Below are 14497 nucleotides of genomic sequence, written 5' to 3'. Positions count from 1 at the left end.
TTACTTTGTTACAAACAGCAATCTTATAGCAATTTTTGTGCGAGTAGACTGATCACATCAGATAATCCGAATAAAAACGCAGGGTTAAAGTGGCGCCACTCATTAAAAAAAAGATTAACAATTACTCATCGGCACGCTTTGTCTGGCTATGCGCTGGTATCCTGGTGTGTTTGCTGCTGCTGATGGTTCGCGTCGGTTATATCCAGCTAATGGAGCACCGCCAATTAGCGGATCAAGCCGATCAACGATCGGTACGTACTCAGGTGGTGCCAACCAACCGTGGAATGATCACTGACCGTAATAACGAAGCGCTGGCCGTGAGCGTGGCATCAAAAGATATCGTGTTAGACCCCAAACATATTCTGGACAGTCAAACCGATCTCAACAACGAACGCTGGCAGAGCCTGGCGAACGTGTTGAAAATGCCGTTGGTGAATATCCAACGCGTGATTCAAGACAACGCCCATAAGCGCTTTGTGTATTTGGCACGTAAAGTTGAAGATGATAATGCCAGCTACATCAGTAAATTGCACCTAACTGGTGTGAGCAATGAGCCGGATTTCAGCCGCTTTTATCCAATGGGTCAAGACAGTGCCGGATTGATCGGTATCGTTGGGCAGGACAATCAAGGTTTGGAAGGGATTGAGTTGGGCTTTAACCATCTGTTGCAAGGTAAAAATGGCCTGCGTGTCTATCAAAAAGATGGCAGCGGGGCGGTGATCAACATACTGAAAGATGTCGATCCCGTACCACCACCGAACGTAACTCTCAGCATCGATAAATTCATTCAATATGTGCTTTACGCGCAAATTCGTGACGGTGTAGTGGCTAATCAGGCCGATTCGGGCTGCGCGGTATTGGTAAAAGTAAATACCGGTGAGATCTTGGGCATGGCGAGTTATCCCTCGTTCAACCCAAACAACTATTCAAATACACCCAGCAAAGATATCCGCAATATTTGCAGCAGTGACAGTTTTGAACCGGGTTCAACGGTGAAACCGATTGTGGTGATGGTTGGCCTGCAACAGCATCTGATCAAACCCGATACCGTATTGGATACCACACCTTATCGAGTTAACGGCCATTTGATCAAAGACGTAGGGCATTGGTCAAAACTGTCCATTACCGGGGTGCTACAAAAATCCAGCGACATTGCGGTTTCACACATTGCACTCGCGCTACCAGCGACAGAATTACCCAAGGTGTATCAAAGTTTTGGTCTAGGACAACCGACCGATCTGGGCATTGGTAACGAAAGTAGCGGCTACCTGCCAGCACATCGTAGTCGTTGGGCTGATATCGAACGTGCGACATTCTCATTCGGTTATGGTTTGCGCGTAACACCGCTACAAATGGCACGTGAATATGCCGCCATCGGTGCCTTTGGTGTGTACCGTCCATTGTCGATCACTAAGGTCACACCACCAGTGATGGGGCAGCAGATCATGCCGGCTGACATCGTTAAAACGGTGGTGCATATGATGGAAAGTGATGCCTTGCCCGGTGGTAGTGGTGTCAGCGCAGCGGTACCGGGATATCGTTTAGCCATCAAAACCGGTACAGCGGAAAAGATGGGGAACGATGGGAAATATGACGGTGGTTACATCAACTACACAGCAGGCGTTGCGCCCGCGAGCGATCCTCAAGTAGCACTCGTGGTGATGGTCAATAACCCGAAAGCCGGTAAACACTTCGGTGGCTCCGTTGCCGGCCCTGTGTTTGGCAAAATTATGGCGCAGGTATTGGAGCACATGAATATCTTGCCGGATGCCCAACCCTTAGATGTGGTGTCGAAAATTAAAGGCTAAAAAAGGCCCCTGTATAAATACAGGGGCAAAAGCTACTGCCTTGAGGGGATTATTTTTCTAATATACGGATATCAATCCGGCGGTTCTGTGCACGGTGTTCATCACTATCATTTGGCACCACTGGGTAAGCGGAACCGTAACCTTCAGCACTGATACGCTCTTGGGCAACACCCTGTTCAACCAACACATTGCGCACCGAGTCAGCTCGCTCTTGTGACAAACGCAAATTAAGGTCTTCCGGGCCGGTATTGTCGGTATAGCCACCCAACTTCAATTTCACATGCGGGTAAGCGGTCATAATATCAACGATGTTTTGCAGTTGTTCCTGTGATTCAGGCTCCAGATCAGAACTGTTTGTTTTAAACAACAGACGGTCAAAGGTGAACCACAGTTTGTCACTGATAAGATCATCACTTTCAATGTATTTAATCAGGCGATTTTCCACACCATATTGTGGAATACGCAGATCTTTACCATCAGCCAACTTATGGAAAACCGGTTTACCTAAGTGTGACCAACGGCTTTCTACCGTTGTGTTCGATGGAGCATTGCTGGAGCAACTACGTTGTAACAACAGAGCAGCCAGCAACAACAACAGTAAAAGTAACCACAGCCAGACGCGACTTTTTTTAGGCTCTCGCATACCCACACGACCTACTGCCGGTTTTTTTGCTGGCGACACAGTCGTTGATGACAAGAATGTAGGTTGAACCGCAGCGATATCATTTTCCTGTTCATCCAGCCAACCTTTCAATGACAAGGATTGATTAGTTCGACCTCGTAAGTATTGGCCAAACAGACCGAACATAATGGCTGATGCCACAGAGAACAGGCGGTCAACTGACTCTTTTTTTAACCCTAGTGATGAGATAAATCGCTCGGTATAGTCGGCCTGTTGGCTGCCTAATGCGATAGATAGCAGTGCCGGAGTATATTGGCTGAAAGCTTCTTCCAAGAATTTCAGCTCAAACATAGGTGTTTGGCGTACTTGTAGTCGGAAACGACGGGTATCGTCATTGTGCTGCAAATACTCGCGACTGTGCTTTAAAATCAAAGCTCCCATTCCGTACAGGGAGCGCGTAATATTGCCGGAATTATCATCCAAACGTTCAGTTAACGATTCAATTAACTCTGGATTGATACTCTCTTTGTAAAGTTCAAATACACTATCCATTGTGCTCATAAAAACCTCCTGTTTATACATTGCGGCGAATTTTGCACTGGGATAAGCATGAAATACAACCTGCTAGAATCCTAAATGCAATGAGTAGTTGAAAACATGAAGCAATGCAGACAATCGCCGCCCTAACTTTTACTTGGCATCATAAGCCAGCCGTAACGCGTGTTGACGTACATCCTCCGGCCAATGAGCACTCAACGCACGGAAGCGGCTCTCATCACTGGCAAACAGTGCACGGCTGACTTCTTCAAACCCCGGCAAATCCCCGCCGATGGCAACAATAAAGTGATAACAGCGCTCCTGACGACGGCGCGGTGAGTTTTCATCGGCTTTGCGAGCCTCTTCGACCAGTTTACGCAAGGCGATTGAGGCACCACCCGGTTGTCCCGCTAACCAATCCCAATGGCGGGGTAACAAAGTCACCTCACGAGCGACCACGCCAAGCTTCGGCCGGCCTCGGCCACGTACCGGGTTTTCACCTTCGGTTTCCTCTGTCGGCAGGCGAGCCAGAGTTTCCTCATCGCTACCGCGCACATCGAAATCGACCGAGCGACCGTTACTATTATTAAAAATGAGTACGGGCCCTTGAGCCCCGGTTTCTAATGCGTGTTTATAGGCTAAAACCACTTCGGCTAACTCACCGCTGACAATGCATTGATGCCCATCGAAACAGCTATAAGGCGCAAGCTTTATCTTGTTCATAAAACATCCTTTTGTTGAAATTACGCCAATAATACCCGGGTAAAATAAATTGTCAATATTACCCGGGTAAAAATGTTATCCATTTAACCGTTCCGATAAATACCAAAAGTGTGAAGCGGGGCGATTGACATCATCACCCCTACTATCCAGTATGTGCTCGTCTTGATTACACACTTTCAGTAGGTGTCAACGTGTCAACTTCCACTCGGTTTGCTGTGGCGATTCATATTCTTACCAATATCACGCTATTCCGTGGACAAACGGTGCGTTCAGAAGATATTGCGAAAAGCGTCAACACTAATCCCACCGTGGTGCGCAGAATTTTGGGTGCGTTGGCAGAAGCAGGGCTGACCCATTCGCAAATGGGGCAAGGTGGCGGGGCACTGTTAGCCAAACCCGCAGAGCAGATCACGCTGTTAGATGTGTTTAAGGCGGTAGAAGAACAACCGCATTTTATGTTGCATCGCTCAAAACCTAATGATGAATGCTATGTTGGTCATGCGATTATTCCGGTGTTAGCCGAGGAGTTTTCCCGTATCAGTTCAGTTATGGAAACCACACTAGCCGAAACTACCATTGCGGATATTGTCACTAAAGTCGAAACTTGCGCCGGCCATCCTTTCGCACCTTGTGCATCATCACCTCAACTTTTGTAATCCCCCTGTTTTTTACTGTAATGCCGATCGTTTAAGAGTACTTGAACGATCCTACCAGTAAGAGACAATCCGGGATCAGCCCTCTGCTCCCGGATTTTTTATGTCTGAACATGATATGGATTTTGTCGTCGATGCTTTTTCTTCTGAGCTGGATGCTTTTTCTTCTGAGCTGGATGCTTTTTCACGCTCGCTTGACCCCGCTTGGATACACCAAGCGCTGACCGCCTGCCAGAAGGCCAGTATTCGCAGGCGTCGCCTGCCTGCTGAACAGGCCGTATGGCTCATCCTTATGATGGGGTTGTTGCGAGACTTATCCATCAAGGACGTCTGTCACCATCTGGATATCGTTCTTCAACCCGATGACACCTACCAAAGCCTCGCACCCAGTGTGTTAACCGCTGCACGCCAACGACTGGGGGAAGCACCGCTTCGCTATCTTTTTCATGCCTGCAATGAAGCATGGCAGCCTGCTGCTCTCGGACCGGCTACTTTCCATGGACTCCGTGTGTTGAGTGTTGATGGGACGCTTTTTCGCACACCGGACTCACCGGATAACGCAGCGGCTTTTGGTTTTATTGACCCCTCCGCGGGCACATTCCCTCAAGTACGTATGGTCGCACTGATGGCAACCCACTCTCATATGTTGCTGGATGCCGCGTTCGGAGGCGTAGCCGAAGGCGAGTTAACGCTGGCTCATCGTCTGATTTCTTCTGCTCCAGACCATACTCTGACACTGTTTGACCGTTGCTATTTCAGCGCCGCTTTTTTCATCGAATGGCAACAGGCGGGACGCTGTACTCACTGGCTGACGCCCGTAAAAAGCAAGCTTCGCTATCAGGTCATCGAACGATACAGCGATTACGACATGCTAATTGAGATGCCGGTTTCTCCACAGGCACGTAAGGCGGCTCCGCATCTACCGGATGTCTGGCGGGCAAGAATGGTGAGCTATGTCAGCGGCGGCGGTAAAGGAAAGATCACCGGATTTCTCACGTCCATGACCGATCCTGCGGCCTATCCGGTAGAAGATTTATTGCGTATTTATTGGGAGCGCTGGGAAATTGAACTGGGTTATGGCGAACTGAAACGGCGACAACTGAAAGGGGAAGTCACCCTGAGGAGCCGCTTTCCAGAGGGCGTAAAGCAAGAATTATGGGGGATACTGGTCTCCTACAATCTGCTGAGAAAAGAAATGGTAGATATTGCCGGGGAAGCCGGGGTCATACCGACACGAATAAGCTTTGTCGCTGCGTTAAACATTCTGGTGTCACAGGCTCGGGTGAGTGGTAAAGGTGCTGCAGGAAATATCCCTAAGCATCTGAAAGGGATGAGGGAAAATGTAAAAGCGTTTATTCTTCCGGAAAAAAGAAAGCACCGACGATATTCTCGTTCAGTGCTTTATATTCCACCTAAATATCCGTTCAGCTATAAGTCACGTGAGGCTTAAGTGAACGGCATTACTGTTTTTTACTGAGCATTTTTTGCGACTCTGTTATGTAACTGTGTAAGTTACATTGCTTCAGTTTATCTGTGACTTATACAGTTACAGATTGGTTTTAGCCGCTGAATAGGAGAGTATCATGGCTGAAGTATTAACGAGTTTGGCAACCGTCTTAGTGATGGCACCGGTAATGGTGGCCGTGCTGCTTGGCGTGATTTACGGTTTTGGTGAAGTCTTCAACATCATTTCACGAATGGGTCATAAGGACAGTTGAAACCTGACGGAGTTGACTCCATCGTCTAAAATTTAGCCTGTGCAGCAATCGCTGTACTTACTCTAGAGGAGTACGACGATGAGTTACGTAGATGGTTTTGTCGTCGCCGTTCCGACGGCGAATAAAGCAGCCTACCGCGAACTGGCCTCCAAAGCGGCGGTGCTATTTAAAGAATTTGGCGCGACGCGTTTCACCGAATGCTGGGGAGACGATGTCCCTAAAGGCAAAGTCACCGATTTTTATGGTGCGGTGCAAGCCACAGAGGACGAAACGGTGGTATTCAGTTGGATCGAATACCCATCAAGAGAAATTCGTGACGCCGCCAATAAAAAAGTAATGGAAGATCCTCGTATGAAAGAATTCGGCGAGAATATGCCGTTTGACGGTAAACGGATGATCTACGGTGGATTTGTTCCGATAGTTGAGATGTAAGCTTTCTGTAGGGAAGGGTTTGTGCGATCCTTCCCTGTAGAACTTGGACAGGATGGTAATCCTGACAATAATAACTGATTCCCACATTGAAAGGATTTTGCCATGCATACCCTTGAAGCTATCCAGCAACGCCGCGCTACCAAGCAATTCGACACTCATCACAAAATGACGCTGGATGAGAAAAAAGCCTTATTGAACATCGCACTGCAAAATGCGCCAAGTGCTTTTAACCTGCAACACTGGCGACCTTTGTTGATCGAAACGCCAGAGCAACGCGCCAAACTGCGTGAGGCGGCCTGGAATCAGGCTCAGGTGACAGATGCTTCGATGTTGGTGGTATTATGTGGTGATCTGTCCAGTTGGGAGTCGAACGCCAAGAACATTTGGGGCGACGCGGCAGAACCGGTACAAGAATTCATTTTACCGGCGATTGATAGCTATTACCGCAACAAACCACAGACCCAACGCGATGAAGTGATGCGCAGCAGCGGCATCTTCGCCCAAACGTTGATGTTAGCGGCAAAAGCGCAGGGGTATGACTCTTGCCCAATGGATGGTTTTGACTTCGACGAAGTCGGTAAAATCATCAATAAACCTGATCACTACCAGATTGCGTTGATGATTGCGGTGGGCAAAGGCATCAGCCAACCGTATCCACGTATCGGTAAACTGGATATTGATAATGTCGTCAAAGTGGATCAGTTTTAATTTTTAGACAGAGATAATGAAATAGTCGCTGTTAATAATGATGAACCTTGCTATTTTTAGTGAGGTTCTTTTTTAATGTGAGCAATAACGACGATCATTCAAAAGCGTTATGAAATGTAATGACTCCAACTGGTAATTGATGAGTATTCACCAGTGATTGTGCCAAAAAATATTTAGCTGGAATATTGTCAACTAAGTAATATTAATCTTTGTGGGTTTTTTGTCGCCTTTAAGGCTGATACTTCCTTTCAAATACATCAGAGAACCAGTCTATAAATACCCGAACTTTAGGTGAAAGGTAACGTCGATCAGGGAACAAAATGGACACGGGTTTAGTGACGGTTGCATAATCGGCTAATACTTCCTTCAACGTGCCAGACTGGATGTGTGGTTTCAGCATAGTTTGTAACGCATGAAGCATACCCAGCCCCGCCAGCCCGCAGGACAGCAGCACATCTGAGTTGTTAACCAGCATATTGCTTCCAGGGCGCCGGGAGATAACTTCGCCGTTCATGGCAAACTTCCATTCCATCACTTCACGGCTATGCTCACTGAAAAAATTAATGGCTTTGTGATGTATAAGATCATCCGGCGTCATTGGGATACCGTATTTTTCAAGGTATGACGGAGCAGCGCAGGTGGCCATACGAACGTTACCCACATGACGCGAGATAAAACTGGAGTCAGCAAGTTCCCCCAAGCGAATAACACAGTCAATTCCTTCCGAAATCAAATCCGTTAAGCGGTCAGAAGCTGTGAGTACGACTTCGATTTGGGGATAGAGAGCCTGAAACTCACTTAAAGAGGGGACCAGGATAGTGTGGGTCAGTGCCAGCGGCGCATCAATGCGAAGACGACCGCGAGGCGGCTGAGTCGGAGAAACTGAAGCCATCATTTCGTTAACGTCGCTCAGAAGTGTTTTGGCTCGCTGATAAATTTCATCACCCTCAGCTGTCACACTCAGGCTACGCGTCGTGCGGTGTAGCAGCTTTACGCCCAAATCATCTTCCAGTTGCTGTATGGATTTACTGACCGCAGGACGATGCAATTGTAAAGTGTCAGCAGCTTTAGTGAAACTACGCAGCTCGACAACTTGTACGAAAATACCCATTAATTCAAGCATGTTAGAGCGCATAGTTTTAGCCTCGGCATCCATAGACAGAAGTAGTGCGGATTATACCCCATCTGGATTGTTTCCCCTGCAATAACACTGAAGTCCTTTTTTGTGACTTTTTGCCACGCACCGATGTCTTTACCATTGATGCTTCTTACGCATATCAAGTGGACTCAATGAAATGAAAGCATGGTTACTGAAAGATTTTGGCCTAGAAAATTTACAGCTTGAAGAGGTTGATACACCAACACCAGGCCCCGGTGAATTGTTGGTTAAAGTGGGCGCAGTTTCCCTGAATTTCAGGGATAAGGCGATTGTTGAGGGTTTTTATGAACCTCACTTGGTTCCAAAACCCCTGATCCCTGTCTCCGATGCAGCCGGCAGCGTAGTTGCCGTTGGTGACGGCGTAAGGCGCTTTGAAGTGGGCGATCGCGTCAACTCTCATCTTTATTCCCGTTGGTTAGATGGTGAGCCTGCTGCCGATGAGCCAGCCTGGTGTATAGGTATGCCGCTGCCGGGTGGCCTGGCAGAATACATGATCATCCATGAGGACAGCGCAGTCAGAGCACCTGACAGTATGACCGATGAGGAAGCCTCAACGCTCCCTATCGCAGCACTAACTGCGTGGTATTCACTGATGGATATCGGCAATCTGCAACCTGGGCAAACAGTTCTGGTGCAAGGAACGGGCGGCGTGTCCGTTTTTGCTGCACAAATTGCACATGCTTACGGTGCGCGTGTTATTGCGACGTCCAGTAATGATGCCAACCTTGATCGAATTAAGTCCTTGGGTGCCGATGACGGGATCAACTATAAAACCTGTCCAGACTGGCAGAACAAAGTCCTGGAGTTGACCGGGGGTAAAGGAGCAGATATTACAGTGGAAGTCGCCGGTGGCAACGGCATTAACCAGTCGGTTGCCGCGACAAAAGTTGCCGGGACTATTGCTCAAGTAGGATTCCTGACTAGTCAGACATCCCAACTTGATCTGATGCCGTTGATTTTCCGTCAGACGACTATCCGTGGCATTGCCGTTGCACCACGTTCGTCATTTGATCGTATGAATCCTTTCCTCAATAAACATAATATCAAGCCAGTCATTGAGCAGGTTTACAGCTTCAGTGACGCTGTGGAAGCGTTCAAGCACCTTTCTCGTGGTGCGTTCGGTAAAATCGTCATCAAGATTGGTGACTGATCAGAAAGATGCAACGCATGAGGTGCAGTTCAATCGGACTGCACCCCAACTGTCTATTCCATCAGCGACAATATTTTCCCAAGTTCAGCACGTTGCTCCACACTAAGCTCATGCCCAGCGCTGTAACCCGCGTTTTGCACAATCAGACTGTTTAGTCCAACTAACCAATCGTAAATATAACTGGCAGCATTATTGGTGGGCGTGGCGCTCAATTGCGTTAAGCGAGCCGTCGGAGCCGGGGGTTTGGCAAAAATGGCACGTCCCGGATGAATGCGGCTGGCAGGGCGCTCGGCTTCGTTCATTTGCTGGAAGCCCAACCAGGCGACAAAATCACCCAATAAAGCGAGCACCTGCGTCACTTTTTGATCCACGCTGTCGTTGGTTGCTAAAGCATCGCGCAACGTTGAGCCAATATCTAAACGGAAACTGGCGGTGATCAACTCTTCGGCAAGCATTGTCAGCGTCGGTTTACTGATACCCAGCAGTTCGCGCAGTTTGCGATTATCGGCTAAGCCACGCAGGTGATTAATCCAATCACTCTGTATCTGCAAAGCGAGATCGTTATCTTCGCCCGGTTGTGGAATTGGCGCATCCGCAAAGAGATCAATCTCAATACCGATGCCAAAAGCAGAGGACTGAGGTTGGACAACAGGGCGTAAACAGTGGCGACGTAGGGCTTCTCTTGGCGGTAACAAACGTTCCAGTAACTCACCGTGCATCCCGGCGCGTGTTTGCAAGGCTTTAAGCAAAGTTTCGGCAATAGTCTGTTTTTGCTGAGGATCAGTCACAACGTGATGCCAATTACCGAGCAGATGTTGTGTTAGTTCCCGTTGTAATTCTGCGCGCTGGGTATTGATGCGATTAGTCGTGAGTGAACTGCCGGCCTCCGCCATCAAATACTCCACCATCCGCAGGCGATCTTTATCATCCATCACCAGCAGACTGCCCCAATATTTGCCGGGGCTACCCACTTGCCGTTGTACTGCATCGTCATAATGCTGATGCTGCCTGATTCGCTGATCAAATGGGGTTAATGCCCAGATAAGTTTAGGTTTTTCGTTTTCGCTCTGTGTTTGCTCAACCCAATGATTTAGGGCATTACCGACCGGGAGCACCGCTTGGCGTTGATTGGCGGCCAAGCAGACCAGCAAAATATCTAATTCCTGTCGCTCGCTATAACGCTCCAATAGATAGATTCGTTTGGCTTGTGACAATGAACCGTCTATGTCTTGCGGATAACCGGGAATATCCACTAATTCCAGCGGAGCCGAGGGTAGATGAACCACCATCTCGGCGGTCAACAACAAGAGTTCGTTTAACGGTAAAGTCAGTGGTTGCGATTGCGCGGTGAGCAGTTGTACCGACGCTGAAGCCTGAGTCATCAAGCTTGCCTGCGCAAAAACCTCATCGCTCCCCAACAGTTGTAAGTTGTACGCCAATTGGCGGTAGCTGGTACTGAGTTCGACATCGCCGCCCCACAGCACAGAAAACAGGCTGACGCGATCGTCAATACTGAGATAGGGCGCTAAGGCCACGGCCTGCGGCCAAAACAGCGTATTTAATGATGCAGGCGCATTTTTCAGGTGACGAGCAGCATAATCCCACAGCGTCACCATCTCATCGCCGCTGATACCCGGCATTTCAATCGGTTGTTTTAAGCGTTGCAATGCTTGCAGCTGTTCTGCCAGTACCTGTTCGTCAATGACGGCAGGTCGCATCATTATTTTGACGATATCGGTTTCATTGAGCAGTTTTAGCTGTAGCGGATAATCGACATGACTGGCTTTCACCGCAGGGCTGTAACGGATTGCCAAGCCGTGGTCGATAGCCATCGGTGGTTTCTCTGCCAAGGAACTGATTAACAGTGCTTTACTCTCGCTGGATTGACCATAAAAACCGATCGTTGTTTGCCGCATTGTCGCCGTCGACAATTGCTGGGCGCGGTAACGACAGCGCCGCAGATTAATCAGCAGACGTTCGGCTTCCATTTCAAGACGAGGAACCGTAGGGCGGGTGAGTGTCACCCAATCCATTGCGCGTTCGATACTTTTTATTAAGGATATCATTGGCTAAATACGCTCCCGCTGTCGATCCAGTAATGGCTCGCCCCGGAGCTTCTGGCGGCTAACGTGTTCAATTTAAACTGTAAATGATGCAGTGGCAGGCGAGTGCCATCAGATAGCGTGGCGGCAACCAGTTCGAAACGTTCAGCATCGGCGATTTTTAACCGAATGCTTAGCACATCGTTGGCCGCCACTTTGCGCGCTGATTCCACATCCACGATCGACAGGGTATACAACGGCGAAGCCGGCCAGCGTTCGTTATCGAGCTGACGGAAACCGAGCCGCAATGAACCTCGCATTTGGAAACCACTATCCACCGGTAGGCTGAAATCCGCGCTGTCGAGATCGATATCGCGGTAATACAAATTATCGTCAGCCAAGGTGTTGTCACTGCTCAACATGCCGAAGTAACGGATAGTGGAATAAGGTTCGAAATCCCCAGCCTGGAAGTAAAAACTCGCGAGGCGCAAATTAGTCGCCAACAGGCACAACATCGCGCCGACGGCGGCGGTGGATTTCGGGTTTTCAATTCGTCCTTGCTGGTTAAACGGATACCAATCGTGGGTGTGATAGCCTTCCAACGATAGAATTCGGTTTGCCGGCAAAGGTTGTAGATGGCGGAATAACGCCTGAATACCGGGGAAGCGCGCCGGGCGACCGGTCAACAACAAAACATCGCAATCATAAAGCGCCACGATTTCCGAGAGCGAACGCAGGTTGCGCGTGATGGTCATTCGGTTCGACAAAAACTCACCGTGCAGAGCGTTGAGGCTCAGGATCAGCGGCACTTGTAGAATATCGAATTCCACTTTCACTTCACGTTGAATGGCGTGATTGATAAAGGCCAATACCTTAGCGGTTGGCGGCTGCGCCAACAATTCACCAAAGCTGGCAGCCAGTTCAGTGCGGGTATCAAGAGGATCGAATTGTTCATATGCTTGCAAAATGCGCTGCGCCAATGGAATGAATAATTGCAGCGCTGTCTGTTGGCGCAGAGTAGAAAAACCATCAATGCGTCCCTCACCGCCGAACAGATGTTCCAGCAGCAAAGTAGGATCAGTCAACCCAATCTTTTTCAAAGCGTTTTGCAGTGCAGGCAGCAGATAGAGCTGGATGATATCGAGCAAAATATCATCGCCTGCCACTTTGAACCCTTCACGAAACAGCAAGCGTGGCACAATCTTGACGTTATTGCCGATGCCATCATCCAGTGAGTACTGAGTGATCGCTAGATCGGTAGTGCCGCCACCAATATCTATCGACGCGATACGCAGCGTTTTACCTGCATTAGCTGTGCTATCCGGCCGTGCCATACTGCGGAAGAAATCCGCGGTACGACCGGCAAAATTCACTTGGGTTTCGTTGTACAAATAAACCATTTGTCCGCAAGTGGCTTCATCCCATTCCATCTGGACATCGGGGACCAGTTTAGCGCTTTTTTCTGGGCTGAACGCCTCGTCAATCGGGTGCCAGCCTCTGGCTTGCCAGACCAAACCAATGGCTTGTTGCATACGCTGACGGAAAATTTCACGTTCAGGTTTCGGCATCGCGGAAGGTAAGGTCAAGATAATGCTACGTAATTGGCGTGGGGTCGCCGAGTGGCGCATTTTCAGGCGTTGCGCTGCGCTGTTGATTTGCATCAGCGCCTGCGCCAACAACTCGGTCAGCATCAATGTCATTAACGAGCTGCGACTGTAGTTTGCGGCGAACACCGGCAATCGGTCGCTTGGCGGTAAACTGGAGAGGGGTTGCCCATCATCATTGATCAAGGTTGTCAGCGGGGCGGCGGTGGCCATCGGCTCACCGGGGCGGTTAAAGCGCCAACCTGGAGCATAACTTTCGTCATCCCACAAATAGCGACGTGGACCAGAGATCCCAGTGCTACCTTCCGTACCTTCGCGCAGTAACGCCATGCGGCTAGCTTCATCACCCACACGAACAATCGATGGCCAGATGAATGCATCATCACGTCCGCTTTCAAACGAGAAACTCTGTTTACCGAAGTTCGCCGGCATGAACTCCATACGGCTGGCGAACAGCGCGTCATGAAGGTATTGCGGCTCGTCCAGATCGCGTAATTGCAGTTCATAGGTCTGTTTTAGACCGTTGCTCTCATCGGTATGTTCTTCAACTAAAATACCGCAGGTATGAGAATTGCCAACATCGAGAATCAAATCGACATTGATCGCGGGTTCTAGTTCGGTGGCCGAACTGATTTTGATGCTTGGCAGCGAAAGTTGGCTACCGATCATTCCCAATAAATTCAGGTAATGTGCCTGATATTCAAACTCTTTTAAGCCTGTATTGATACCAGTTTCAGAGCGTTGCTCCAGCAAACCAGCCTGTTGGGTAAAGATTTCGCGTAACCAGCCGTCGATCCAAGTTTGATCGAGAAACTCAGACAGATCGTTACTGTGATAGGCCAAGGCAAATCCCAAACCAGACTGAATATCACTGATATTTGGTGCTAGCGCCGCGTGTTCATGGTCAGCTGGATAGACTTGGGTATCAAATACCAGTGTAACGCGTATTTCGTTGCCGTCTTGATCCGGTTGATCCAACTTCGTCACTCGCATCCGCACCCAATTGTCGGGCCCACTCAGGAAATTCCCTGATGAGTTCAGGCGGAAGAAGGGCAATGGTAACCATACTTTATCCAGCAGTTTGAGCGACTGTGATAGGGCAAAACTAAACTCTGGCCTAACCACTTCGGCGGGATGACTGGCGTTGGCTGGTAGCCAATATTTATCGCTTTGTGGTTCATAGGTCAGACGCATTAATGGGCCATTAGCCGTCTGACGCACAAAGCTGGCGGGGCGCTGCTCATCAAATTGGGGAGTGAGAGCAAAATCCAAAAACTGAATGCCGCTGTCCTGAATCAATGTCAGTTTTTGTTTGTAATCCGTTATCGGAATCAGCATCGG

General features: G+C 49.0%; 12 protein-coding genes. 7 read left to right on the top strand and 5 right to left on the bottom strand.

What is annotated here, in order from left to right; all coding sequences use genetic code 11:
- Positions 1–89 precede the first annotated feature (89 nt).
- The gene (locus AC3ISQ_RS11010; RefSeq protein ID WP_489346410.1) at positions 90–1808 is read left to right on the top strand and encodes a penicillin-binding transpeptidase domain-containing protein; all 1719 of its coding nucleotides are present in this window, start codon (positions 90–92) and stop codon (positions 1806–1808) included.
- 49 nt (positions 1809–1857) lie between these two features.
- On the opposite strand, the gene AC3ISQ_RS11005 is transcribed toward AC3ISQ_RS11010, so the two are convergent.
- Positions 1858–2991: an OmpA family protein gene (locus tag AC3ISQ_RS11005; protein ID WP_489346408.1), complete on the bottom strand. Its 1134-nt coding sequence runs from the start codon at positions 2989–2991 to the stop codon at positions 1858–1860.
- A 129-nt stretch (positions 2992–3120) separates the two neighbouring features.
- A complete protein-coding gene (locus tag AC3ISQ_RS11000; RefSeq protein WP_489346406.1) occupies positions 3121–3690 on the bottom strand; it encodes a DUF2239 family protein in 570 nt (189 codons plus the stop codon).
- A 191-nt stretch (positions 3691–3881) separates the two neighbouring features.
- Between AC3ISQ_RS11000 and AC3ISQ_RS10995 the strand changes: the two genes are divergently transcribed.
- The 5 genes from AC3ISQ_RS10995 (at position 3882) to AC3ISQ_RS10975 (ending at position 7201) form a co-directional block, all read left to right on the top strand.
- Complete coding sequence (locus tag AC3ISQ_RS10995; RefSeq protein WP_489346404.1) at positions 3882–4346, top strand: Rrf2 family transcriptional regulator; 465 nt, start codon at positions 3882–3884, stop codon at positions 4344–4346.
- Positions 4347–4461: 115 nt separating this feature from the next.
- Positions 4462–5793, top strand: a complete 1332-nt coding sequence (locus tag AC3ISQ_RS10990; RefSeq protein ID WP_489353234.1) for an IS4 family transposase — start codon at positions 4462–4464, stop codon at positions 5791–5793.
- Between the two features lie 133 nt (positions 5794–5926).
- Positions 5927–6061 (top strand): AcrZ family multidrug efflux pump-associated protein, encoded by a 135-nt coding sequence (locus AC3ISQ_RS10985; RefSeq protein WP_489346402.1) that lies wholly within the window; start codon positions 5927–5929, stop codon positions 6059–6061.
- 78 nt (positions 6062–6139) lie between these two features.
- Positions 6140–6493, top strand: coding sequence for a DUF1428 domain-containing protein (locus AC3ISQ_RS10980; RefSeq protein ID WP_489346401.1), 354 nt, complete (start codon positions 6140–6142; stop codon positions 6491–6493).
- 102 nt (positions 6494–6595) lie between these two features.
- Positions 6596–7201, top strand: a complete 606-nt coding sequence (locus tag AC3ISQ_RS10975; RefSeq protein ID WP_489346399.1) for a nitroreductase family protein — start codon at positions 6596–6598, stop codon at positions 7199–7201.
- Between the two features lie 229 nt (positions 7202–7430).
- Here the strand turns inward: AC3ISQ_RS10975 and AC3ISQ_RS10970 are convergent, their stop codons facing one another.
- Positions 7431–8336, bottom strand: coding sequence for a LysR family transcriptional regulator (locus tag AC3ISQ_RS10970; protein WP_489346397.1), 906 nt, complete (start codon positions 8334–8336; stop codon positions 7431–7433).
- A 160-nt stretch (positions 8337–8496) separates the two neighbouring features.
- On the opposite strand from AC3ISQ_RS10970, the gene AC3ISQ_RS10965 reads away from it, so the two are divergent.
- Complete coding sequence (locus tag AC3ISQ_RS10965) at positions 8497–9510, top strand: zinc-dependent alcohol dehydrogenase family protein (RefSeq protein WP_489346395.1); 1014 nt, start codon at positions 8497–8499, stop codon at positions 9508–9510.
- 53 nt (positions 9511–9563) lie between these two features.
- Here the strand turns inward: AC3ISQ_RS10965 and AC3ISQ_RS10960 are convergent, their stop codons facing one another.
- A complete protein-coding gene (locus tag AC3ISQ_RS10960; RefSeq protein ID WP_489346393.1) occupies positions 9564–11576 on the bottom strand; it encodes a virulence factor SrfC family protein in 2013 nt (670 codons plus the stop codon).
- The gene (locus tag AC3ISQ_RS10955) at positions 11573–14494 is read right to left on the bottom strand and encodes a virulence factor SrfB (RefSeq protein ID WP_489346391.1); all 2922 of its coding nucleotides are present in this window, start codon (positions 14492–14494) and stop codon (positions 11573–11575) included. The genes AC3ISQ_RS10960 and AC3ISQ_RS10955 overlap by 4 nt, the downstream gene beginning before the upstream one ends.
- Between the last annotated feature and the right edge of the window lie 3 nt (positions 14495–14497).

It is taken from the genome of Serratia sp. KH_031, from assembly GCF_057839655.1.
The sequence above is the reverse complement of the archived record's forward strand: the minus strand, read 5'-3'. Positions and strand labels throughout refer to the sequence as shown.